This window comes from Wocania arenilitoris, from assembly GCF_021728535.1.
Lineage (GTDB): Bacteria > Bacteroidota > Bacteroidia > Flavobacteriales > Flavobacteriaceae > Wocania_A > Wocania_A arenilitoris.
In genome coordinates this window covers 73,679-98,934 of record NZ_JAKKDU010000006.1, presented here as the reverse complement: position 1 = coordinate 98,934, position 25,256 = coordinate 73,679, and the positions used below count along the sequence as shown (strand labels likewise).

Sequence of the window (25,256 nt, the reverse complement as noted above, 5' to 3'; positions counted from 1 at the left end):
ACTATTACCCTTAGGATAAACGTTAGTAATTTGTATTTTTGTCGAGTTGTTTTATAACTCAATTTAAAACTAAAAGATTTACGCTTTCGCGGAAAGTAAATATGGCTAAGAAAAAAAGTAAAACTACCAAAGCATCTAAACCAAAAATTAAAAAACCTAATTTTAAGTTGTCTAGCCAGCAAAAGTTGGTATTAGGTAGTTTACTACTTATTTTAGGCATCTTAATGTGCATTGCTTTTATCTCTTTTTTCTTTACTGGAGAAGCAGATCAAAGTAGTTTATCAAATTTTACATCGCGAGAAACCGAAACAAAAAATTGGTTAAGCAAAAGTGGTGCTTGGTTGAGCGATTTATTTATACAACGTGGTTTTGGTGTAGCATCATTTATATTTTCTGGATTACTATTTATTTCTGGCGTTTATGTGTTAATGGATATTGCCAAAGCAAAATTGCGTCAACATTGGTTTTGGAGCATTTTAATTATCATATGGTTATCCGTTCTTTTTGGTTTTTTTGGTAGTAAAAATGATATTCTTGGTGGCACAATCGGGTTCGAAATAAATGATTTTCTTCAAGATTACATTGGGAAAATTGGAACTTCGCTCCTACTTCTATTTGGCTTAATTACATACTTAGCAATCCGATTTAAAGTTACATTTCAAAGTATTACAAAGCTTTTTAAATCCGCTAAAAAAGATATTAACGATGAATTTTCTCAAGCAAATGAAGAGTTTTCAGTTCCACTAGACAATAATTTATCTGAAGAAGCCGAAGCTATTAAAACGGCTTTTGACATCCCCTTAAAAGATAAAACGCAAACCATTAGTGAAAAAAAATCTGAACCTAAAGCTGAAACACCTTTAGAAGTAAAAGTAGCTGAGGAAGAAGAAGATATAGAAATAAAAATTGAAAAAAATGCCGAGGAACAATCTGAAACTGACAATTTAGCCAACAAATTAGTTGAAGACTTTGGGCAATTCGACCCAACGCTAGAGTTGAGTAACTATCAATTTCCACCTCTAGAGCTACTAAAAAAATACGATACAGAAGGCATCACCATTAATCAAGCAGAACTTGAAGAAAACAAAAATAAAATTGTTGAAACTTTAAGTAATTATAAAATAGGTATTGCTAGCATAAAAGCCACCATTGGTCCAACCGTTACATTGTATGAAATTGTTCCAGAAGCTGGTATTCGTATTTCGAAAATAAAAAATTTAGAAGACGATATTGCCTTATCGCTATCTGCACTTGGCATTCGTATTATAGCACCAATTCCAGGTAAAGGAACTATTGGAATTGAAGTGCCAAATAAAAACTCTACCATTGTATCCATGCGTTCGGTAATTGCTTCTAAAAAATTTCAAACTTCCGAAATGCAATTACCTATTGCTTTAGGTAAAACCATTAGCAACGAAACCTTTGTTGTGGACCTTGCTAAAATGCCTCACTTACTTATGGCGGGTGCTACGGGTCAAGGTAAATCAGTAGGTTTAAATGCGGTTTTAACATCACTTTTGTATAAAAAACATCCTGCTGAAGTTAAATTTATTTTAGTCGATCCTAAAAAAGTAGAGCTTACGCTTTTCAATAAAATTGAACGTCACTATCTAGCAAAATTACCAGATAGCGAGGAAGCTATAATTACCGATAATACCAAAGTAATTAATACATTAAATTCATTATGTATTGAAATGGACAATCGTTACGAATTATTAAAAAATGCCCTATGCAGAAATATTGCAGAATACAATGTAAAATTTAAAGCACGTAAATTAAATCCCAACGATGGTCATCAATTTTTACCCTATATCGTTTTAGTTGTTGATGAGTTTGCAGATTTAATAATGACCGCAGGAAAAGAAGTAGAAACTCCTATCGCGCGTTTGGCCCAATTAGCACGTGCCATTGGTATTCATTTAATTATCGCTACGCAACGCCCATCAGTTAATGTTATTACAGGAATAATTAAAGCTAATTTCCCTGCGCGTATTGCATTTAGAGTAACTAGTAAGATTGATTCACGTACCATTTTAGATGGATCTGGAGCAGACCAACTTATTGGTCGTGGTGATATGCTATATACTTCTGGAAATGATATTACTCGTATTCAATGTGCCTTTGTTGACACACCTGAAGTTGAAAAAATAACCGAATACATTGGGTCTCAAAAAGCATATCCAGATGCTTACCAATTACCTGAATATTTTGGAGAAGAAAGTGGCACAAGTCTTGATATAGATATTTCAGATCGAGATAAGCTATTTAAAGATGCCGCTATTGTTATTGTTACCGCACAACAAGGATCGGCTTCTTTATTACAACGTAAACTAAAATTAGGGTATAATAGGGCTGGAAGAATAATAGACCAATTAGAAGCTGCAGGTATTGTTGGACCATTTGAAGGCAGTAAAGCCAGACAAGTTTTAATTCCAGATTTAGCAGCACTCGATCAGCATATAGAAAATGAAAGCCTATAACAGATATTTAACAATAAAAACACCTCTCTAAATAAAATGGTTTGGTTATCAATTTTAAAAAAATTATTCAATGAAAAGAATTATTAGCATCTTATTAATTACACTTTCAGTTAGTGCTTTCTCACAAAACAATGGAAAAACTTTATTACAAGAAGTTTCAGCCAAAGTAAAAAACTACGAAAATATTTCAATAGACTTTAAATATGTGCTTGAAAATACTTCTGAAAACATAAAACAAGAAACCCGTGGTGATGTAGTAATGCAAGGTGAAAAATATAGGTTAAACATTCTTGGAATTACACGCCTTTTTGATGGAAAAACCATGTATAGCATTAGTCCAGAAGATGAAGAAGTTACCATTTCATCTGATAATACCGATGAAGAAGACAATATTACACCAAGCAAAATGTTATCGTTTTACGAAGACGGTTATATGTATGCTATGGATATTGAGCAAAACATAAAAGGCAGAAAAGTACAGTACGTAAAATTAACACCAATTGATTCAAACTCTGAAATTAAGCATATTCTTTTAGGTATCGACAAACAAACTAAGCACATTTACAACCTGATTCAAATAGGTAAAAATGGTACAAAAACTACGCTTACTGTTAATTCTTTTAAAACAAACGAACCTTTATCAAAAACCTTATTTACCTTTGATGCTAATAAATATGCAGATTATTATATTAATAAATTAGATTAGGTAACTTTTCGTGAAAATACTTGACCGTTACATACTAATAACCTATTTAAAAACTTTTCTCAGCGTGTTTATTATTCTCATGCTGATTTTTGTTTTACAAACCATTTGGCTATACATAAAAGAACTCGCTGGTAAAGATTTAGATATGGTTGTGGTTGTTAAGTTCTTGGTATATTTTATGCCAAAACTTATTCCTTTAGTGATACCGCTAACCATATTGCTATCGTCTATAATGGTGTTTGGTAGTTTTGCAGAGAATTACGAGTTCGCAGCTATGAAATCTACAGGGATTTCACTACAACGTGCCATGTCTGGACTTAGCATATTTATTGCCATATTAGGTTTTACAACTTTTATGTTTTCAAACAATGTAATTCCTTGGGCAGAATACAACTCACTTAATTTACGCAAAAATATAGCCAAGTTAAAACCAGAAATGCTTTTAGCTGCTGGACAATTTAATGAGGTTGGAGATTACAACATAAAATTTGAAAATAAAACTGGAAAGGAAGGTGATTATTCTTTAAACAATGTTGTAATACATATTAAAGGACAAGATAAAAACAAAAATACAAGATTAATAAAATCTAAAACAGGTAAATTTAAAAGCAAAGAAACTTCAAAAGTCTTGAAACTAATTTTATTTGACGGAAACTATTACAATGATCTTTTTCGCAAAAGTTTTAAAGAAAGAAGCAAAAGCCCATTTGTTAAAAGTAAGTTCGATACATACACTATAAATATTGATTTATCACAGATTAATAACAATGTAGATATTGATGATAAATCTACCACTGATAGATATAACATGCTCAATTTAAGCGAATTAAATTACACCATAGATTCACTTATAGAAAAAAGAAGTAATGAGCATGAAACTCTTTCTAAAAGTATGTATTTACGTGCAAACATATCTAAATTAAAAAACATAACAACACCCTCAATTAAATTAAAAGCGACTTCTAAAAATACTATAAATTTGGAAACAGATTCTATTTATAATGGTGAGATTTTAGATTTATTTAAAACAAAACAAAAAACACAACTACTAGATTTAGCTTTAAGAAATGTAACAAGCACAAAGCAGATTTTAGAAACAAAAAGAGCTGGCCAAAAAGAATTCAAAAAAAATTATAATAAACACATTATTTCTTTTCATGAAAAATTTGCCTTGGGCTTTGCTTGTGTTATTTTGTTTTTTGTTGGTGCGCCACTTGGTGCTTTAATTCGAAAAGGCGGTATTGGATTGCCTATGGTAATTGCTATACTTTTATTCTTAACGTACCATTTTATAGGCATTTTTGCAACAAATAGTGCTAAAAGTGGCGATTTTAATCCCATACTCGCCAGTTGGTTTTCCACGCTAGTTATGTTTCCTTTAGGTGTGTTTTTAACCAAAAGAGCAACTGCTGATAAAGGTTTATTTGAAGTTGGTAATATTCTAGAGCCACTTAAAAAGATATTCAATATTAAACCCAAAGACGGTATTAGTTACAAGTTTCTTCATGCTTATAAAAATGAAGAATTAATTAACGTTATTAAAAACTTCGATTCACTTGGTCATCACGAAGATAGTCGCTACGAAGCTATTAAAATTCTTAACTCAAGGGGTATTGAAATAAATGAATTAAGAGATAGTGGAATAACCATTAACAAAACGTTTAATACCTCTAAAACTATTTCTTTTAACTACAAAGCACACTCAAAATTCGCTATAGTTTTATACAATATTGGTATTGTTTTATTACTATTATTCTTTGTGTTTAAAAACAATAAATTGCCATCCTTACAATCGGCATCTATACAATTAAGTATTGTTTCATTGTTTTTATACATTGTTTATTATTTAAAATCTGTTATTAATTTAACCCGTTTTTATAAGCATATCAATAAAAAAGAAAAGTATCCAAATATTATCATTTTAATACTCGGCATACCACTATACATGTTAGTTTTTCCTTTTTTAAATGTAAAAATTAATGAGGACTTAAAACAAAACTGCTTAGACTGTTTAAAATAAGCAATATCTTTGTACTATGATTTTAGAACCTATGACAACAAACACAACTTCAGAGTTTAAACTAAATACCATACACGAAGCTATTGACGATATAAGGAATGGCAAAGTTATTATTGTTGTAGATGACGAAAATCGTGAAAACGAAGGCGATTTTGTAGCTGCTGCCGACATGGCTACTCCACAAATGATAAACTTTATGGCAACCCATGGAAGAGGACTTATTTGTACTCCACTAACAGAAAACAGATGTAAAGAGTTACAACTTAATATGATGGTGCGCAATAATACCGACCCCATGGAAACGGCTTTTACTGTTTCTGTTGATTTAAGAGGAAATGGGGTTACAACAGGTATTTCGGCTAGCGACAGAGCTAAAACCGTTAAAGCTTTAATTAACCCAGAAACTAAACCTTTTGAGTTAGGAAGACCAGGACATATATTTCCGTTAGTAGCTAAAGAAGGTGGTGTTTTACGTCGTACAGGACATACCGAAGCAGCCATTGATTTTGCGCGTTTAGCAGGTTTAAAACCAGCAGGCGTTATTGTTGAAATAATGAATGAAGATGGCTCTATGGCACGTTTACCTGAGCTTATTGAGGTGGCAAAAAAATTGGATTTAAAAATTGTTTCTATTGAAGATTTAGTAGCATATAGAATGCAACACGACTCTTTAATTGAGAAAAAAGAAGATTTTGAGATTGAAACTCGTTTTGGAAGTTTTCGTTTAAGAGCCTACAAACAAACTACTAATAATCAAGTACATATAGCCTTAACAAAAGGACAATGGAAAGATAATGAACCTGTACTTACTAGAATTAACTCTACTTTAATTAACAATGATATTCTTGGTACACTAACTAATAATGTAGACAAGCAATTAGACAATATGTTTAAGCTAATAAACGCCAAAGGTAAAGGTGCTATTATTTTTATAAATCAAGAATCGCAATCCATGAATATCCTAAGTCGTTTGTCTTTTTTAAAGAAAAATCAAAGTCCTAATAAAATTACAAAAGCACCAAAAATAAATATGGATAATCGCGATTTTGGCATAGGAGCTCAAATACTTCACGATTTAAATATTCATAAATTAAGTTTAATTTCTAATACTCAAACCAAACGCGTTGGATTAATTGGCTATGGTTTAGAAATTGTAGATTATGTAAAATATTAATTTATAAATTGCTTTTTATAGCTTCAACCATTTTTAAAGCTCTTTGCTCTACTTCAGCTTCTGTCCAAGATAGTTTTATTAAGCAGGATATATTTCGAGAAATATAGTGGTCTGACTGTTCAAAAGTTTTTGATTGTAGATAGTTTAAACCATTTTTTACTTCTTCAGAGATTGGATATAACGACTTTATGTTCTTAAGATGTTGCCATTCTCTAATGTAATGCCAACTGTTATTATAATAATTCCAGCATGCATCTACGCCATTTGCATTGAATGTTTGCGACACTTTTGTTGCAATTTCTGAATCTGGCAAAAAGAAGCTTAAAAAGGAATAGCTTTCTACTCCGCCTTCTGGAACGGTTCTGAAAGTAATTTCTGAAACTTCTGAAAGCGCTTCACGAATTATGGTATAGTTTTTCTTTTGAATTGACACAAACTCATCTAAACGTTTTAATTGTGCTAAACCAACTGCGGCATGTAATTCTGAGATTCGAAAATTATAACCTAAAAACGGATGGGTTTCTGCTCCTCTGTCATTACCTACATGGTCATGGCCATGATCTGAATAATGATCTGCATGTCTATAATAGTCTTCATTATTTGTTAGTACCGCACCTCCTTCTCCTGCAGTAATTATTTTTACAAAATCGAGTGACAAACAGCCTAAATCTCCAATACTTCCTAGTGGTTTTCCTTTATATGTTGCTCCTGTGGCTTGTGAAGAGTCTTCTATAAGAATTAAATTGTGTGCTTTACAAATATCTTGAAGAGCTTCTAAGTTTGCCATACTACCACACATATGTACTGGCATGATAACCTTTGTCTTAGGTGTTATTGCTTCTTTAACTTTATTAGGACATAGTGTTAAGGTATTATCGATATCTACTAAAACAGGAACAGCTCCAAGCATCATAATGGCTTCAAAACTTGCCACGAAAGTAAACGTTGGCATAATAACCTCATCTCCTGCTCCTACTCCTGCAGATGCTAAAGCTACAGATACTGCTGCAGTTCCGCTAGATACTAACTGGGCGTGTTTTACTTGTAATTGCTGCTCTAATTGTTTTTCTAGTTCTTTGGCTTTCCAATGGCCGTTTCGCATACCATCAAACCCGTAGCGCATAAGTACACCACTTTGTAAAACGTCGTTAACTTCGTTTCGTTCTAAATCACTAAATAATTCAAATCCTGGCATAATGTGTTTTTCTTTTTAAATATTGCTTTTTGCGTTAGATTCCTAATTGCTATCAGTATAAGTAACAAATACTTATTATAGTTCTATAATAGTTTCGTTAATAGGTTTTCTTACTTTTTTAAATGTTGAAAACATATCGTTTTCTGCTCTATAGCCCACTGGTAGTAATAATACAGATTTTAATCCTTTTTCTTTTAGTTTTAAAATACTATCGTACTCTTTTGAGACAAAACCTTCCATAGGGCAAGAATCTATGTTTTCTATGGCACAAATTGTCATTAAATTGCCAAGTGCAATGTATGCTTGGTTTTTAGACCATTGTTGGCGTTGTTTTTTAGACATGCTAGCCATTATTTCTATAAGATTTTTTCTGTACGGCTCTAATATGCTATCTGGGGTATTACGGGTATTTTTTATGTTTTTATAGTAGCTGTTTATATCTTTACTTTTTATGTTGTTTTGAATGCAAATAACCAATAAATGTGAAGCATCTAAAACTTGTGTTTGATGATACGAAAAAGGAACTAGAGATGCTCTGATGTCTTTATTTTCGATAATTAACATACTTATAGTTTGCAAGCCAAAAGATGTTGCTGTTAAGTTAAATGCTTGTTTTAAAATCTCTAATTTTTTTTCTGTTAATTTTTTATCGGCATTAAACTTTTTAGTGGCATAGCGCCATTGTAATTGTTTTATTGTATTCATAATATTTTCACAATCTTTTGCTACAAAAATAAGGTTTGAAATTTTCTTTTTACCATGAAGCTAAATAAATTAAACGAATACATTACGAGATAAATTTTATTTTAAAAAAGTAGATATTTTATTTGAAAGAAATAAAAAAGGGTTCTATATTTGCACGCGCATTCAGGGAATACCTGATGAAACACTGGAGAAATGGCAGAGTGGTCGAATGCGGCAGTCTTGAAAACTGTTGAGGGTCACACCTCCGGGGGTTCGAATCCCTCTTTCTCCGCTAAGAATTTACTAAATTCTACTAAAAGCCCACAAACACTATGTTTGAGGGCTTTTTTAATTTTTAGCATTATCATCTTAAATCAACTAAAATCAATCAAAAAGTAACCTATTCGGTTACCTATTTTGATTTTTTATATAGGGAACCGAATTTCATTAAACACCTATAAATACTATGATTAACAGTAGGTTATAAATATAAAAATCATTATATTTATGTAGAATTTATATAGGTAACCGATGTATCACACTTTTTCTATTCTTTTCTTCTTGCAGAAAAACAAAGCGACTTTAGATGGTAAAGCCCCTATTTATGCACGTATAACGGTAAATGGCAAAAGAGCACAGATAAGTATTCAACGAAAGGTACTTATAGAAAAATGGGATTCTACTACTGGCAAATTAAAAGGTACTAGTGCTGAATCCAGAACTATCAACTCATATATTGACAGTATTAGACATAAGCTTCAAAAACTACAAGAGCGCTTTATAGATGAAGGAAAGACAGTTACTGCGTTAGTTTTCTCTCTTATTAATTTTGATGCCATTTCCGCTGTTATATCACGCTGTGGCGAACCAAACATTTCATAACCAACCATAAATTTCTTTACGGTTGTACTTCGCTATTGTGGGTGGGTAAATCTTATGTGTAACACCATTTTTTCAACTCTAGTGATTTATGCATATACTATACTTTTCTAAATTCCTTTCTAAATTTCCATTAATAAAATAACATCCTTTAATGCCAGCTTTTTCAGCAACTCTAATATTATCTATGGAATCATCAATAAATAGAGTTTCCTCCGCATTCAAATTACTGTCTTTAAGAACAAAACGAAATACTTTTTCATCAGGTTTTCTTATTCCTAATTCATGTGAATAATAAGCTTTTATAAATAAATTGTTAAAAGAAAAATTATTCTCTTTATTGACCTCGTTTAAAAACTTTTTTTGATGAATACTATTTGTATTGCTTAATAGATAAATATTGTACTTCTCTTTTAAATTAATAAGACACTCAATTCTTTCTTGTGGCATATTCAATATCATTGCATTCCATGCATTTTGAATTTCTTCACTTGATGGTTGCAAACTTGACATTTTTCTAAGCTTTTCTATAAATTCAAATTCTGATACTTTTCCTATTTCAAAATCATAAAAAACAGAATCCGTATAATGATGTCCAGTTCTATTTATAATGTTAGTTATTCCTAATCGTTCAAACTCCTCAATCGTTTTTGGCACATTAAGGTTCATAATGACCCCTCCTAAATCAAAAACTATGTTTTTTATCTTGCCCATACTTTAAAAATCATGTTTTCTTCCATGTTAATAAAGCCAAAAGTGTTGATACTATAGCTGCACCAATCCAAAATATACTAATCGTATCAAAATTATAAATAGTTTCCCTATTTATGATGGTTTTATTATTTTCTATAAGATAACCACTTGCTATATCTTGAATTCCTGCTGCCGCATAGCTCATAACACCTACAATACCTAATGCAGCTCCCGATGCTTTTTTAGATGCAATATCTACCGCCATTAATCCACCTAAATAACATATTAGTGCACCAATAGCCAATCCAAATATAACCATGCTTAACGCATCCAGCCACCATACATTTTTGGGTCCCAATAGAAAAAGTGATAATCCTAAAATATTCATTAATCCAAAGATGAATGCTGGCATATTCCTTCTGCCTTTAAAAAATTTATCGGATACAAACCCAGAAGATGCTGTTCCTAAAATTCCACAAACTGCGCTAATAGCAACTAATGAATTTGCTTGTGTTAGCGAATAGCCTTTTGCGGCCTCGAAATAATAAGGTCCCCAACTGTTTACAGCATATCTTGAAATATACATAAAGGCACTTGCTAATGCCAAAATCCAAACATAAGGATTTTTTAACACGCCCTTTTGTTCTTCCCATGTAGACACCTCTTTTTTGACAAAATCTTTATTTACTGGCGGTAACCCTTTACTTTCTGGTGTATCATGGAAGAAAATAGAAATCATCAATGCACCCAACATTCCAACTATAGCAGCTGCTCTAAAACCCCATTGCCATCCAAAATAAGACACTACTACGGCGGTTAGAATATATGTTAAAGCTTCACCTATATTATGACTCGTACTCCAAAATCCATAAAAACTACCACGTTCTTTATCTTTATACCAACGTGATAATGAAACAACACTTGAAGGTGCTCCCATGGATTGCACCCAACCATTAACACCCCAACATATAGCAAAAAATAAAAAAGTTCCTGTAAAACCCATTACTAAATTTGCTAGAGCCGAGACTAAAAGTCCTATAGCCATAAATCGCTTTATGTTACTATAGTCTGCCAAAAAACCATTTGTCAATTTACCTATGGCATAAGTAAAGAATAATGCTGAACCTATTAAACCCAATTCGGATTCGGTTAATACACCTGCGTCTACTATAGGTTTTTTTACCACATTTAGACTTAATCGACATACATAATATAACCCATAACCTAAAGTTGCAGATATGAACACTTGCCATTTTAATTTTTTATATAACTTCTTTTGCTCTTCTACATTTTCTTTAACCTTAATGGATTGTGACTTTTTGAAATATTGCATCATGATTTAAATTTTTTAATTAATGTTTGTACTAAAAAAGCGCAGCCTACTCAACTGCGCCTTTCAAACTAAACTCAAACTAGTTATGAAAAACTAACTCAATCCATTTCAATTGTGAAGCCCTTTGCTTCTTAAATAATCCAATAAAAGTTTAGGCCTGTCTGTTTGAATTATATTTACACCTTTATTTACGTACCACCCATAAATACTATCTGGGTTTATTACAGCCATGTCATCTTCGTAACCTGCATTAAGACTTTCCCATAACGAATTCACCCAAATACCTGAACCTCTTTCTCTGATTGATTTAAAACTATTTAATACTGTTGAGCTTTCATCTTTAAATACAAATTCAAATGCTACTGGTTTAAAATTTTCTAAATAGTCTGTGATGATTTTTTCAGACTCTGGATTATCTAGCACTACTACAGGCATGAATAAAACTTTATCTAAATATTCTCCAAACTCCTCTTTTACTTGAGACAAAGTAACATTGCCTTTTATTACAACTTGCCCCTCAGTTCCTGTTTTAACTAATACACTATAGGCATCATCAAAATAATCATAGCATTTATCAAGGTTTATCATCGCTTTTCCTTTTACTAATAACATGGCTTCTTCTAATGTTGGTATTTTATGATGTGTTGGATGGTTTGCTCCATTTCGCAGGAATAATGTTTTTAAACTATCTAGCGTCCATTCAGAGACCAAACCTTTCCCCGTAGTTGTTCTATCTATGGTTTTATCATGCATTAAAACAAGTTTTCCATCTTTAGTTTTATGTATATCAATTTCTACCATATCTACACCCATATCAATACAATTTTGGATAGCTTGTAAAGAGTTTTCTGGAGCATTGCGCCAGTCTCCACGATGAGAAACTACGATAACATCATTTCTATTGGAATCTTTAAAATTGGAAATTATTTTATCTAATGTTTGAACATTGGCACTAACACTTGGCTCTATATTTTTGACCTGCTTTTTGCATGACTGGAATTGAAACATAATTACTACAAGTAGTAATGGTTTGATTATTTTTTTTATCATTATTTTCTTGATTTATAAAACCCAAACTGGTTATTTATCCTAAATTCATTACTATTGGGGTCTATGGTAAACACACTAAATTCTTCTCCTTCAGGGTAAACCCGTATAAAAAAATTACCATAAATACCTTTATACCTTTTTTTAACCTGTTCTTTATATATATTCTTGATGCTATCACTCATGAAAAAAGTAAACACATCTGCATCTGTTTTTAATAAATTCGCCTGTACGTTTGGGGCAAAATGAGGGTCATGTATGGCTTGGTGTGCAATAACTTGCGGAGTTAATGTTTTTAAAAAGTTTAGATTTGACGCATCTTTATGTCCATGATGGTTTAAAGACATAGCATCAACCTCTCCTACACATTTTGAAATGGCGCTTTCAATATCATAATCGGGATAGTCATTTATTCCTGGTAAATCGCCACCAACATAATAATCAAAATTACCATAAGAAATTTTTAGTGCAGTACTTAAAGGGTTTTCATTGTAGTACCCTTTTTCATTGACTAATGGTGAATTAAAATTGTATTCTTCAATACTATTGCCTTCTTCTGATAAAATATACTGATTTACTTTTAAATTTTCAATTATAAAGTTGCTATAATCCTTGGCATTATGCATCATTTTTATTTGGTCATACTTACCTAGGTCTAAGCTTTCTATATTCATCCCATATTGACCTTTCTGATATTTAATAAATTTTAAATAATTTAAAAATGTTGAATCGTTTTCTTTTAAATCTATTGGATATTCATAATTTGGGTAACCCCTATCTATAAGACTTTTAATCTTAATATATTCACCAACCTCTGTAATTCCAGTGAGCTTATATACATTATTCTTTGATAACTTACTTTGTGATGTCAACTCTCCATAATGGTCGCTGTGAAAGTGCGTTATTAAAGCATAATCTAAAGTGTCTTTTGGAGAAAAATGCTCTATATACTTTACTATACGCTGACCCGCGGTTAAATTTTCATTATTAAATGGTGGATAATATGGATATGTGTTTCTTGGCTTTGCTTCTCCAGCATCTATAAGTAAGGTAGTACCGTCAGGAAAAACAATAAACGAGCTGTTGCCTTGACCCGTATGTATAAAGTGAATATCTAAATAACCCGGTTGCCATAATGTATTTGCAAAAAATGTTGTTGTTTTTTGCTTGCAGGAAAAAAAACAAATACTGGAAAGTATTAAATAAAATATTGTTCTTTTAAGCATTATTAATGTAGACTTTTATTGGTTAAATACTCGACCATTTTTTTGGATAATCTGTTAATAATATATTTGCACCGTTTTCAACGCATCGTCCCCAAGCTAAATCTGGATTAATCATTGCCAACTTGTCATCATGACCAGCGCACATGTTAGCATCCATAGTAGTTACCCCCCCTATACTTTTATTATCTTGTTGTAGTTTGGCAATTACACCTATAGTATGTGTCGTTTCATTTGAAAATCGTATTTCAAATGCACTTTCCTAATATATACCACCTCTATGGGAGGCTACTAATACATAATCTTCATTAGGAAAGTTCTTAGAGACAGAAATATCTCAATTGGGTATTTTAACCTACCCAATTGAGAATTATTCATATGATTAAAATGAAGCTCTTACACCAAATTGAAAAGTTGTACCATATACTGATATATTATCTTGAAATTTTCTTTCAAAAATATATTCATACGGTTTTGAATTAAAAGCATTTAAAATATTAAGATTAACACTAATGTTTTCAGTTATTTTATATCCTGCAGAAATATCTGTTTGACCATAACTATCTCTATATTTCAGACCATCTTCTGGTACTGGTTTAGAGCGCAAATAATCACTTCTATAATTATACGCATAACGCAAACTAAAACCGTATTTTTCATAATACCCGACTAAATTATAAGAATGCTTAGAATTATTAGGTAATTCATATGATTCAGTCTCACCGGTACCCAAATCTACAACTTCTTCAAAATTACTATCAGATAAAGTATAGTTTGCCTGTATTCCTAAACCATCTAGAGGACTTGGTAGAAAAGTAAATGGCTGTTGATACCCAATTTCTAATCCTTTAATAGTAGCATTATTACCATTTGTTGGCCTTGAAAGTTGGTATGTATTACCATTAAGTTGTACATCAACGGTTTCTGAAGTTATGAATGATTCTATATCTTTTTTGAAGAATCCAAAAGACAACAAAGTTTCGGCTTTAGGATACCACTCTAAAGATAAATCATATTGATTAGCTCTGAATGGTTCTAATTCAGGATTTTTTGCTGATATAGTTAAGTTTACATCATCAATTTCTCTATATGCTGATAGATCACCCAAACTTGGTCTCGTCATCACTCTACCGTAAGAACCTCTTAACAAAAGATTCTTCGCTAATGTATATCTTGCATTAATACTTGGAAGAAAATCTGTATAGCTAGATTTCACTTCCCTATCCGATAAATCTCCTGTATCTTCATCTACATCAACCCCTTTAGATATTAAACTCGTGTTAACCAATCTTACACCAAAGTTAAGTTTCAACTTACTTAAGTTAAGAGTACCCATGGCATAACTAGCTGCAATGTTTTCTGTAATATTATAGTAGGCATCAATACGTTCAAAGTCTTTACCAAATGGAATTTGATCTCCATAAAGTTCTTTAGCTTTTCCCCAATCATGAACCAAAAACTCATTTGGTCCAGTGGCTTCATCTACATTATTTAAAAAGTCATCCAATAACATTGATACAGGTGCAAATGGTTCGTCAATATTTCTAACCCTATTAAAGAAATAGGTACGATCTTTTGTTCTACTTCTATATTTTGCTCCAAAATCTAAAGTGAATTTTTCGCTAGTTTTTTTTGTGAAATCTATCTGACCTGATGTTATCTTATCATTGTTATCCCATAAATAGTGTCTAGCTTCATCCATAGTAAACTGTGATGCATCAGATAAATCTGTAGGTGTTTGTATATCAAACCATTTTTGGTCATTAACTACACTATAGGTTACCGTATTCGTATTTAATCCATAATATCTGAACCGTTCTGAATCACGATTGTTGGACGAGAAATTAATATTTGCATTTATTTTCCAATCATTTTCCAAATCCCAAATCCCAGTTAGCCCTAATTGAAAGATATCCGTATCATTAGCTTGTTGTTGGTTTTCTAATTTAAGATCTACATCTTCAAAAGTACCAGATAGTAAAAAATTCCCATCTGTAGTCATTGCTGAAGCATCTGGTCCTTGTAAAAACCATATTGGTGCATAACGTGTTTCTACTTGCTTATTATTGGTATACACAGCATCCATCAATAACTCGAAATTATCGCTAACCTTAAATTGAGTTGCCAGATTAAAAGATAGTCTTTCTACTTCTTGTCCTTGACTTATATATCTTGGTAGTGGTACTCTAACATCAGTAAAATCATCAGTACCATCATTGTCGATATCATAAGACCTTTCTCTATATCTTACTATATCATAACCTTCAGATGTATTGAAAAATTTGTTATAAGATACTCCTGCAATAAATCCAAACTTATCATTCTTATTTCCATATGTTAATGACAGTTTAGGTGTCACTGTACTTCCTCCTTGTTGTTGGGTGTTATAAATGCCTTCAATAGACCCTACAATTATCCTGTCTTTTAATTCAAAAGGCTTTTTTGTTACCATATTTACGGTTCCTCCAATTCCTCCTTCATCTATTTTTGCAGTTGGACTTTTATACACCTCAGTTCTAGCAAATAACTCAGCTGGCAGTGAATTAAAATTATAACTTCTTGTGTCTGTTGCATTTGGTGCTGCTTGTCCATTTAAAGTAACCTGAGTATACTCTGAAGGCAAACCTCTTATACTTACCTGATTACCTACACCACCTGCTCCATCTCTTGTAATCTGAATACCAGAAACACGCTGTAATGCCTCGGATATATTAGACTGTGGAAATTTGGCAACATCTTCTGAAACTATTGCATCAACATTATTGGTGCTATTCTTTTTTATACTTAGCGCCTCTTCAAGACTTTTTCTATAACCTGTAACGACTATAGCATCTAATTGTGCCGCATCCTCTTCTAATTGAATATTGAAGTTAGATTGATTCTCAATTTGTATTTCTACTGTTTTATATCCTATAAAGGAAACTACAATAGTCTTTACATTATCTTCTACTTCTAAAGTAAAGTTTCCTTCAAAATCTGTTGTTGTTCCTATTGAGGTTCCTTTAACGGTAATGTTTGCACCAGGCAAAGGTTGTCCGTTTTCATCGATTACTTTACCTGTTATTTCCTTTAAAACGGGAACTATAATTACTACCTCTTTTTTAGGCACTATATTTACCGATATACTTCTATTGACCTGTTTAAATTTTAATCGTGCCTCTCTTGACACTTTTTCTAATACTTTTAGTACAGAGATATTATTGCTATTAAAAGATATTAATTCTGTTTTAGAAGCAATTTTATTGTCGTAAACAAAACTGAACGGTGTTTGATTTTCAATAATTTTAAAAATTTCTATTACGGTTGCGTTGTCTAAAGAAATTGATACCTTTGTTTTATCTAAAGATTGACCAAATGTGTTGTTAGCAAATAATGGATTTGCCAATAAAAAAACAAACATGTAAATGGACATCCTTGAGATCATTTTGATAATTGGATTTTTAAAAAATTTCATAAATAAATGTTTAATAGTTACTTAATTAGTTTCTGTTAAGCTAGTGGCAGTCTGTTGTTACTCGACAAAGTTTACTAAACAGGCTGCTTTTTTTGTATTTTATATAGTTGTCTACATCATAGGCTTTAATTGGTTTTAGTTAGTACATCTTCCTCTAATAATTATTTTTCGTTCTGAAACAAATTCGTATTTAACATTTTGTTTAACAAAAACTAAATGCTCAAGAATTGTTTGTAATCTTTCATTTTTAAATACTCCTGTAAAAGTGCATTTAGAAAGGTTTTTATTTTCAAATTCAATAGTAACGTTATACCATTTTTCTATCTTATCAACAGCTTTTTCAAGCGTTGCGTTTTCAAAACGTAGGATACCATCCTTCCATTCTAAATACCTTTGCACATCGACTTTTTTCTTAATTATCTTTTTGTCTTCTTTATTGAAAACAATTTGCTCTGAGGGTATTAATATTGCTTTCTCACCTTCCGCATAAATACTAACTTTCCCTGTTGCTAAAGTTACTTTTACATCAGTTTTATCTGTATAAGCTTCCACATTAAACGTTGTTCCTAAAACTGTAGTTGTGAGTTTATTGGAAGTAATAACAAATGGTTTATGCTCATTCTTCACAACTTCAAAAAAGGCTTCACCTTCTAAGGATATGTCTCTAATGCTATCTGAAAACTTTTCTGGAAATGTTATTTTACTACCCGAATTTAATTTAACTGTGGAACCATCTGGAAGTGTAATGATGGATTTTTGTCCCAAGGTAGTTTCTTTGGTTATATAAGCTATTGTTTGAGTTTCAATAGCATTCTCATTTACAGAATTAAAATAATAACCAATTCCTATGGAAATTAGTATCGCTATTGAAGCTGCAACTCTTAACCAAGCTCTATAATTTGTCTTTTGTTGAACATTTTTCTGAACTTTTCTAAAAATTGCATCTTTTATTTCCTCTTTCTCTATTTTACTACGAAAGACTTTGTCTTTAATTTTATTTTTAGCAAACTGCTCAAGGTTTTCTATATGATTTATTTCCTCTTGGGTTGCTTTTTCTTGAAGATATTTTTCAATAATCTTATCTAATTCTTTTTGTGTCATCTTACCGGTTTACATTATTATATAACATGAACTGACAATCGCACGTAAAAAAAACAGAAAAAATAATAAATTAATAAATTTTTAAAAGGAAGTAGTTCTTTAAAATAATTCTAAAAAAACTGCCAAACTAAGTGCCACATTGTTTTTTAACACTTTTAAAGCGTTAGAGATATGCGTTTCTACCGTACGTTTTGAAATGTTGAGTTTTTGTGCTATTTCTTCATTTTTCATTCCTTCAAAACGACTTAATTCAAAAACACGCTTGCACTTATTTGGTAAACTATTTACAGCTTCTAAGATAGCCTTTTCGGTATCTTTTAATTGAATAGTTTGTTCTACATTATTAGTTTTTAGATTGGGTTTGTAGCTCTGGAGAAATTCTCCAATAAGCTTATTTTTATATTTAGAATTTCTAAATTCATTATAAACTTTAAATCTAACAGCTCTTAATAGATAGCCTTCAATATTATCATTACTAATTTCAGCTCTCCGTTCCCAAAAACTAATCCATACTTCCTGAACGATATCCTTAGCTATGTTTTTATCTCCAAGGATGGAAAAAGCTCTAACATAAAGCGATTCCCAAAGGCGATCATAAAGCAATTTAAATGCATGATGATCAGAATTTTTAATTCTTCTCATTAGGTCATGATTTGATATATCCCCCTTGTTCATAATAAACAAAGTAAATCAAAAAAAAGCAAACTATATTAAACCTCTTAAAATTTAATAGTTTTTTAATCTAAAAATCACTTCATGAACTTTGTTGTTTAATTGACTTTCCCTTAACATTTAGCACTTCTTTTAACTTACTTATATTCTGACTTATTTTTCTTTCAATCACTCGGGCATAAATTTGAGTTGTAGCAATCTACAAATGTTAAATAATTTTTGAAAAAAAAGTTTAATACTCAAATACTACCAAACAGCATTAATTAATTCGGTTTCTTATTCGGTTACCTATCATTTACAAAGTTGTTTAATTACTTTAATACAAAGGGATAAAGAGGAACTGGATAGTTCCTCTTTATCCGCCAAGATTTATTCAAAATCGACGAAAGTCCTGTAAACTCAATGTTTATGGGACTTTTTATTTTACCCAAAACATCAAAATATGTATTAAAAACCATTCTGTTGGTGACCTATTAGGTGACCTTTTTTAAACCTTAATTAGGTCACCTAATTGCTTATAACTGTTTATAAATCAGTGTAATATATCAATTAAAAGACCTCGAAATTTTGTAAATTAATGTATAATTAAAGGTCACCAGAATGAACAAAACATTTGGATTATTATTCTACTTAAAAAAGAGTAAAGTAGATGCACAGGACAAATGCCCTATTTACCTACGTATTACCATCAATATCATCATTTAGTTACACGATTGAGATTAGTTAGTTGATGTTTCATTTCGTTAACCAAGTAAATTAGGATGCTTCTAACACAGTCATTAATCTGTGATTGAGATATAGTTTTTCTTTTCCAACTTTTTCAGAAATTAAAAACCCAGCTTCTTCTAATTCCATTAAATAATTACCAACTGTTTTTGGTGTACCTAATTTGGCATCAATTAAAAACTGTCTTTTGGTATATGGTAATCTAAATAGTATTTCAACCAATTCTTTAGTATATACTTTGGGTAAGGTATTTCTAATTTCTTTGGTCATTTGTTCCATTAAATCGGTGACATCTTTTAAACGTTGTAGCCCGTTGTTAGCAGTATATTCTACCATTTCAAGCATATAGAGTATCCAGCCTTCCCAATCGTTATTTTCGGTTACTTCACGTAATTTAGTATAGTAATCAGCCTTATTTTTAATGATATATTCACTTAAATAGATAGCTGGAGTGTCTAATAATTTTTCAAGTTTTAAATAGAGTAATAACAAAATACGTCCTGTTCTACCATTACCATCACTAAAAGGGTGTATGGCTTCAAATTGATAGTGCATTAATGCCATTTTAATTAATGGGTCTACAGTATCTTCACCATTTATAAAGGTTTCAAGGTTAGCCATCTTTTCTCTTATTACAGCTTCACCTGTTGGTGGTGTGTAAATTATTTCACCTTTGGCATTTTTTAAAGCTGTTCCAGGTGTTGTTCTAATACCTGCGGTATTTTTTTTAATGCTTTGTACAATTTCAACACATAAGTTTGTACTTATAAAAGGACGTGTTTCAATTTCCTGTAAGCCATTCCAAAGAGCTTCCTTATAACTTATAACTTCTTTTGTTGCTGGGTTATCAAATTTTTTATCAGCTACTAAAGATTTATACAAATCGTCATTAGTAGTTATTATGTTTTCTATTTCAGAACTTGCTTTAGCCTCTTGTAAATGAATAGTATCTAAAAACAATGTTGGGTTTGGTAAATTGGTAAGCATACCATTAAGTTGCGCTAATGCTCTACTGGCATCAATAGTCTTGCGTAATACTTTAGTGGTTTCTAAAGTTATTTTAGGTGGTAATAGCGGTAGGCTGTTATAAGGTGTATTTCTATTAAATTTCGCCATTTTAAACAAGGGTAAATATTACTTGCGTTGTCTTAACGAGGGTAAATATACTAAAAATTTACCTTTGTTTAAATAATAAGGGTAATTATTACTCTCGTTAAATAGATAAAAATTAAAAAGTTAGCAAAGTTTGTATTGCAGAGGTTGAATCAATCGGAATATTTATAGTTGGACTGTATTCGATGGCGTTATCGTAGTATCAAAGTCAACTTTTAGAAATGTTGAACTTAAACTTACGTGTGTTGCGCCAGTTGGATAAGCAATATCATTTGCAGGTGTTAAATTTGGAATTGTAATTTCACCTGTTGCACCATCTATATTAAACGGAGCGAATAAAACAGCACTTAAAATGGCTCTATTAATGAACTACCCCGCAGCAAGCTGACGAGGTATCAGAATTACTCAAATAACCTTAACTGGCTTGAGTGAATCTGTTTATACTCTTTTTGTTTTCCTTGGTTTTTCAAATATGCAATTATAACCTCTTCATTAGCGTACTGACCAACAGTATTAACATAATAACCATCTGACCAAAATTGACCTCCCCATAATTGTTCCTTTACTTCTGGATGAAATCGAAAAACTTCACGTGCTATTATACTTTTTACTGTTTGAACTATTTGCTTTGGTGAATACATCGGTACGCTCTGAACTAAAAAATGAACATGATTCTCATCCAATCCAACCTCCACAAAATATATGTCATATCGAAATTCTATCTCTGAACATGTTTGTACAACACATTTACTTACTTCTTCTGTCAAAATTGAGCGCCGATAATTTATTGGACAAACCAAATGGTATAACAATAAACTCTTATTGTGTCTCTTGTAGATATGATCACTCATAAATCCAATATACACTTTTTCAAAGTGTTTTGAAAAACCATCCGTTTTTCAAACTTTTCCTTTGAACCCCGCAGCAAGCTGCGAGGAATTCTTTAGATTAAAATCTGACTTACAGGGACACCAAGCGTAAACTTTACCATGAAAAAAACGAGAATTCCCAATCAAATAATGCTTTTCGTTACAGCATTTATATGTAAACCATAAATTTTCATCTAATTCAATTTCATTTTTCATTGCTCACTTATTTCACAAAATTCATTAGTGATTATTAATGTTTAGCTTTACTTCAAAACCTCCAAAGATTTTTGATAATTCTTTAACATCCTCAATTGTTAAAGGCTTTAATGAGTTATTCCATTTTTTTAAGTTTTCAAAACCATAACTATTGTTCACTTCTTTAAATAATAACTCACTGGGGGATTCTACACTATCCGATAAATCCCAAACTTCATCTACTTCATAATTGTTATCAATAATATTTGTAAATCCTTTTTTAGCAAGTTCTTTCTTTAAGTTATTGGCAGACCATACTGCTCCAAAATTACGCGTAGAGTTCAGCCATAATTTCAACTTCTTTAGATTCGTTTTAGGGTAGAAATGATTGATGGCTTTAAACAAATCATTTTCCATATTGTAAACTGTATAATTTGCACCTACCAATTGCCAATATAGTAATGGTACAAATCCTTTTTTTGCTTCTATGGTTGGGTGTGCAATTAAATATGGGTTGAAAATTACACCTTTCACTCCATCAAATTTGTCTTTATTTTTATGCATAAAAGCTAATGTACTATAACCCCCTAAGGCATATAGTCTTCCTAAGTCTACAGCAGTAATTGTGCTTACATCAATAGAGTCATCAACAGACTTTGCGTCTTTTGTAAAATTGGTCAATTGTTTTTGATTGATACCACTTTCCCAGTCAGCAATTTGAATAAAATCATCTTCCTGTTTAAAATCTTTTAAATCGACTATTTTATCATTAAGTGTTTTTACATCATCTGGAGAGGTACCAGGATACATAATGTAAATGCTTCTATCTGCATATTCGCCTTTTATATCATCATTATATAGCAATTGTTTTGCTTTAGTTTCCCCTCCGTTCGTTCCTGTAGCTCCAAGAATCACAATATTCTTCACTTTATGTTGTTTTATGAAATCTTTGTATTCTTTTGGTAATTCTAATAATTTTATCCAAGAAACCGCGTAAGGTACAGATGGATCGTGACTTAAAGTAGCATAAGAGGCAATCCCTTTATCATTTGCCGTTTCTAAAATAGTCTTAATTTCTTTAACCGTATTTACGCTAACCAAGAAATGCAAAGGTAATACAGGTGCTTTCAATGCACTTGAGATATAAGGAATAGATGGAAAACCTGCCGAAATAAGTACTGTTTCTATTTCGGTATCTTCTCCAAAAGTTTCATTATAAAAATCAACTGTTTTATTAACTGATTTTTCTAAATAATTAGGTGTAGCCAATACATGGTTAGGGCCAGAACCAGGGGTATTAACTTTCCATGAATGAGAAATACCAGATGTTAGGTTTTCTGCTGATTTTTCCACAATATACTCAGCACTCATCCCTCCATCTAATTTAAAGATAGGAACACCGTTTATTTTTTCAGTCTCAATTTCAAAAACTGTTAATTCTTCCTCGTTAATTACTCTAAAGAAGGTATGGTACTCTTTTGTAATGAGTTTATCATTTAATTCATAAGACAGATATACGCCATATGCATCATTCTCAAAATACTTTGGTATTTGCTGAAACAACTCTTCATTAAAGGTTTTTATTGCACCTGATTTTAATTTGTTATTATTTTCTGAAATAACAATCTTCGTCCATACTGCATTAGGTTTAGAAATATTTTTAATTTCTACAATCAGATTGGAAATAGAAACAGGGTTTATTCCAGTATTTCTAAAGGTCAAAACTAGATGTGCTCCATCTTCTTTTTGATACGCATCTTTATCCAAAACTGTGCTAATAGCAACTGATTCTTCAGTATTTTGAGTTGCTTTTTTCTTCGTAATACAACTAACAATTAAAAGAGAGATAATTGCAATCTTTAAAAATTTCATATATTATACTTACTTTAACTTAACTTTAATTTCAGGAAACCTATTAGAGATATCTTCTATATCATCTAAATCTAAATACTGCAAACTTTCACTCCAGTTTTTATAAGCTAACGGCGTTGTTGTAGTTAATATATCTTCTGCTCTTACTTCTGTTAAACTGTTTATACCATTACTTAAGTTCCAAACCTGACCTTCTTGATAATTACTAGATCTAACAGTTAGCCCTTTTGATCTCAATAAAACATCCATATCAGCACGATTTGTCCAAAATGTTAAATCCTCAAATACAATATCAGGAAAATAACTATTAACCGCAGATTTTATTTTAGTACTCAGCCAATTATTATACTGAAATTCGGTAGAAAATGCTGCAAAATATAAAAAAGGCACATATCGTATATAGTTCTCATATCCAGGATTACCTAATAAATATTGATTAGTAGAAATGCCCCTTATAGCTGGTCCGCCCACTTCAAAAATAGATTGATTTTTTTTAGCCAAAGCTAACGACGTATAGGTCCCTAAATTCCATAAATGCACGCCATCATTGGCTGTAACAGAAGTAACTGACACTCTTGTTTCGGCTTTAAGCATAGTACTAAAATTATCTATTTGCTCTGAAATAATACCTGCTTCCCAATCGGCTACTTTAGTAATACTAGATAATCTAGTAGTATTATAATCGCTTAATATTTGTTTTAAATAACCATCGGAAGTATCTCCTTGAAAACGCATTAAATAAAGTGAACCTTGTTCATATTTGTTTCTTGTATCTGCTACTTTTTGTGCTTCTGTTTCTCCATCATTGGTTCCTGTATGTCCTAATAAAATAACATTTTTCACCTGATGATCATTGATGAATTTTTTGTATTGATTTGGTAAATCCAGCAATTTTATCCACCCTACACTTTGTGTATTGGTAATTGAAAAATCATGACCTATAGTACCGTATACAGAATATCCAGAATTATTTGCTTGCTCTAAAATAGTTTGTGCTTCCTTAACTGTTCCTGAAGCTACTAAAAAATGTAAAGGCAATACAATGCCCTTCATGTTTCTTGCTAAATATTGTACCCCTGGAATACCTGTAGAAATAATAACGGTTTCAACTGGTGTTGTAGTGCCTATAGTTTCATCGTAGAAGTTAATAGTTTTATTAATAGAGTGCTCTAAAAAATCTGGTGTAGATTCTACAATTTCTATAGGCGAAGTCCATGAATGTGAAATTCCGGACACAAATGTTGCTGCAGATTTTTGTATCGCATATTCTGCACTTAAACCACCTCTTAATTTAAAAACGGGTAAACCTTGATAGTCTTCCTTATCTATTTTATATGTAGTTAACGTATTTACATCTATTACTCTAAAAAATGTTTTATAGGATTCTTTTAGTGTTCCATCTTCAAACTTCAATTTAATATGAATGGCATAAGATTTTTTTTCTAAACTCTGAGGTATTGTAAATACCATTTTACCAGCCATCTGATAGGATTCATTTATTGGTATTTCAATTTCTTCAGATGAAACAATGGATTCATTGATAATTTTATTATCATTGAAATTCCTTATTCTGACTGATACTTCAGCTATTTTCACCAGAGTACTTGACGTATTTTTAATACTAAAAGCTGATAAATCGACTTGTTCCCCAGATATATAAGTGCCTTTTGTGGTTTGCAAAAAACTTACTTCTGTATCTGTTTCTAGTACTGACTCCTCTGATTTAGAAATTGAATCGTCTTTGGAACAATAGCTAAATAGTACAACTCCCAAAAGGATTACTATTTTTTTTAATATTTTTTTTTTCATCTTAAATTTTT

General features: G+C 31.3%; 18 protein-coding genes, 1 tRNA gene and 2 pseudogenes. 6 read left to right on the top strand and 15 right to left on the bottom strand.

From position 1 onward, the window contains the following. Positions 1-101: 101 nt before the first annotated feature. From L3X37_RS06415 to ribB, 4 genes are all read left to right on the top strand, one after another. On the top strand, positions 102-2,480 hold the full coding sequence (locus L3X37_RS06415; RefSeq protein WP_237239342.1) for a DNA translocase FtsK: 2,379 nt from the start codon (positions 102-104) through the stop codon (positions 2,478-2,480). Between the two features lie 70 nt (positions 2,481-2,550). Then, complete coding sequence (gene lolA1, locus L3X37_RS06410; protein WP_237239341.1) at positions 2,551-3,186, top strand: outer membrane lipoprotein periplasmic chaperone LolA1; 636 nt, start codon at positions 2,551-2,553, stop codon at positions 3,184-3,186. 10 nt (positions 3,187-3,196) lie between these two features. After that, positions 3,197-5,206 carry an LptF/LptG family permease gene (locus tag L3X37_RS06405; RefSeq protein WP_369409877.1) on the top strand — a complete coding sequence of 670 codons (2,010 nt, stop codon included), beginning with the start codon at positions 3,197-3,199 and terminating at the stop codon, positions 5,204-5,206. 31 nt (positions 5,207-5,237) lie between these two features. Then, entirely contained in the window at positions 5,238-6,380 is a 1,143-nt protein-coding gene (gene ribB, locus L3X37_RS06400; RefSeq protein ID WP_237239339.1) for a 3,4-dihydroxy-2-butanone-4-phosphate synthase, read from the top strand. A 1-nt stretch (position 6,381) separates the two neighbouring features. Here ribB and L3X37_RS06395 read toward each other — a convergent pair whose 3' ends face one another. Together L3X37_RS06395 and L3X37_RS06390 are read right to left on the bottom strand one after the other, a co-directional pair. After that, positions 6,382-7,575, bottom strand: a complete 1,194-nt coding sequence (locus L3X37_RS06395) for a DegT/DnrJ/EryC1/StrS family aminotransferase (protein WP_237239338.1) — start codon at positions 7,573-7,575, stop codon at positions 6,382-6,384. Positions 7,576-7,650: 75 nt separating this feature from the next. Continuing rightward, complete coding sequence (locus tag L3X37_RS06390) at positions 7,651-8,280, bottom strand: NAD(P)H-dependent oxidoreductase (protein ID WP_237239337.1); 630 nt, start codon at positions 8,278-8,280, stop codon at positions 7,651-7,653. A 186-nt stretch (positions 8,281-8,466) separates the two neighbouring features. Here L3X37_RS06390 and L3X37_RS06385 point away from each other — a divergent pair. Next, a tRNA-Ser gene (locus L3X37_RS06385) sits at positions 8,467-8,551 on the top strand. A 239-nt stretch (positions 8,552-8,790) separates the two neighbouring features. Continuing rightward, positions 8,791-9,006, top strand: a pseudogene (locus L3X37_RS06380) (Arm DNA-binding domain-containing protein); the annotation flags it as partial. An 11-nt stretch (positions 9,007-9,017) separates the two neighbouring features. Here L3X37_RS06380 and L3X37_RS06375 read toward each other — a convergent pair. From L3X37_RS06375 to L3X37_RS06315, 13 genes and pseudogenes are all read right to left on the bottom strand, one after another. Further along, positions 9,018-9,173: pseudogene (locus tag L3X37_RS06375) on the bottom strand (hypothetical protein); the annotation flags it as partial. 46 nt (positions 9,174-9,219) lie between these two features. Next, positions 9,220-9,852 carry an HAD family hydrolase gene (locus L3X37_RS06370; protein ID WP_237239336.1) on the bottom strand — a complete coding sequence of 211 codons (633 nt, stop codon included), beginning with the start codon at positions 9,850-9,852 and terminating at the stop codon, positions 9,220-9,222. A 10-nt stretch (positions 9,853-9,862) separates the two neighbouring features. After that, the gene (locus tag L3X37_RS06365) at positions 9,863-11,167 is read right to left on the bottom strand and encodes an MFS transporter (RefSeq protein WP_237239335.1); all 1,305 of its coding nucleotides are present in this window, start codon (positions 11,165-11,167) and stop codon (positions 9,863-9,865) included. A gap of 105 nt (positions 11,168-11,272) precedes the next feature. Beyond that, positions 11,273-12,214, bottom strand: coding sequence for a glycerophosphodiester phosphodiesterase family protein (locus L3X37_RS06360; protein ID WP_237239334.1), 942 nt, complete (start codon positions 12,212-12,214; stop codon positions 11,273-11,275). Next, complete coding sequence (locus tag L3X37_RS06355) at positions 12,214-13,437, bottom strand: ComEC/Rec2 family competence protein (protein WP_237239333.1); 1,224 nt, start codon at positions 13,435-13,437, stop codon at positions 12,214-12,216. Before L3X37_RS06355 ends, L3X37_RS06360 begins: the two co-directional genes overlap by 1 nt. A 22-nt stretch (positions 13,438-13,459) precedes the next feature. Next, positions 13,460-13,681: a hypothetical protein gene (locus L3X37_RS06350; protein ID WP_369409880.1), complete on the bottom strand. Its 222-nt coding sequence runs from the start codon at positions 13,679-13,681 to the stop codon at positions 13,460-13,462. 135 nt (positions 13,682-13,816) lie between these two features. After that, the gene (locus tag L3X37_RS06345; protein WP_237239332.1) at positions 13,817-16,888 is read right to left on the bottom strand and encodes a TonB-dependent receptor; all 3,072 of its coding nucleotides are present in this window, start codon (positions 16,886-16,888) and stop codon (positions 13,817-13,819) included. Positions 16,889-17,023: 135 nt separating this feature from the next. Further along, positions 17,024-17,989, bottom strand: a complete 966-nt coding sequence (locus L3X37_RS06340; protein ID WP_237239331.1) for a FecR family protein — start codon at positions 17,987-17,989, stop codon at positions 17,024-17,026. A 99-nt stretch (positions 17,990-18,088) separates the two neighbouring features. Continuing rightward, positions 18,089-18,631, bottom strand: a complete 543-nt coding sequence (locus L3X37_RS06335) for an RNA polymerase sigma-70 factor (protein WP_237239330.1) — start codon at positions 18,629-18,631, stop codon at positions 18,089-18,091. Between the two features lie 786 nt (positions 18,632-19,417). Next, the gene (locus tag L3X37_RS06330) at positions 19,418-20,503 is read right to left on the bottom strand and encodes a Fic family protein (RefSeq protein ID WP_237239329.1); all 1,086 of its coding nucleotides are present in this window, start codon (positions 20,501-20,503) and stop codon (positions 19,418-19,420) included. A 398-nt stretch (positions 20,504-20,901) separates the two neighbouring features. Beyond that, positions 20,902-21,351: an IS200/IS605 family transposase gene (gene tnpA, locus L3X37_RS06325; RefSeq protein ID WP_237239328.1), complete on the bottom strand. Its 450-nt coding sequence runs from the start codon at positions 21,349-21,351 to the stop codon at positions 20,902-20,904. Between the two features lie 258 nt (positions 21,352-21,609). Next, positions 21,610-23,436 carry a hypothetical protein gene (locus tag L3X37_RS06320; protein ID WP_237239327.1) on the bottom strand — a complete coding sequence of 609 codons (1,827 nt, stop codon included), beginning with the start codon at positions 23,434-23,436 and terminating at the stop codon, positions 21,610-21,612. A 9-nt stretch (positions 23,437-23,445) separates the two neighbouring features. Further along, a complete protein-coding gene (locus L3X37_RS06315) occupies positions 23,446-25,245 on the bottom strand; it encodes a hypothetical protein (RefSeq protein ID WP_237239326.1) in 1,800 nt (599 codons plus the stop codon). Positions 25,246-25,256 lie beyond the last annotated feature (11 nt).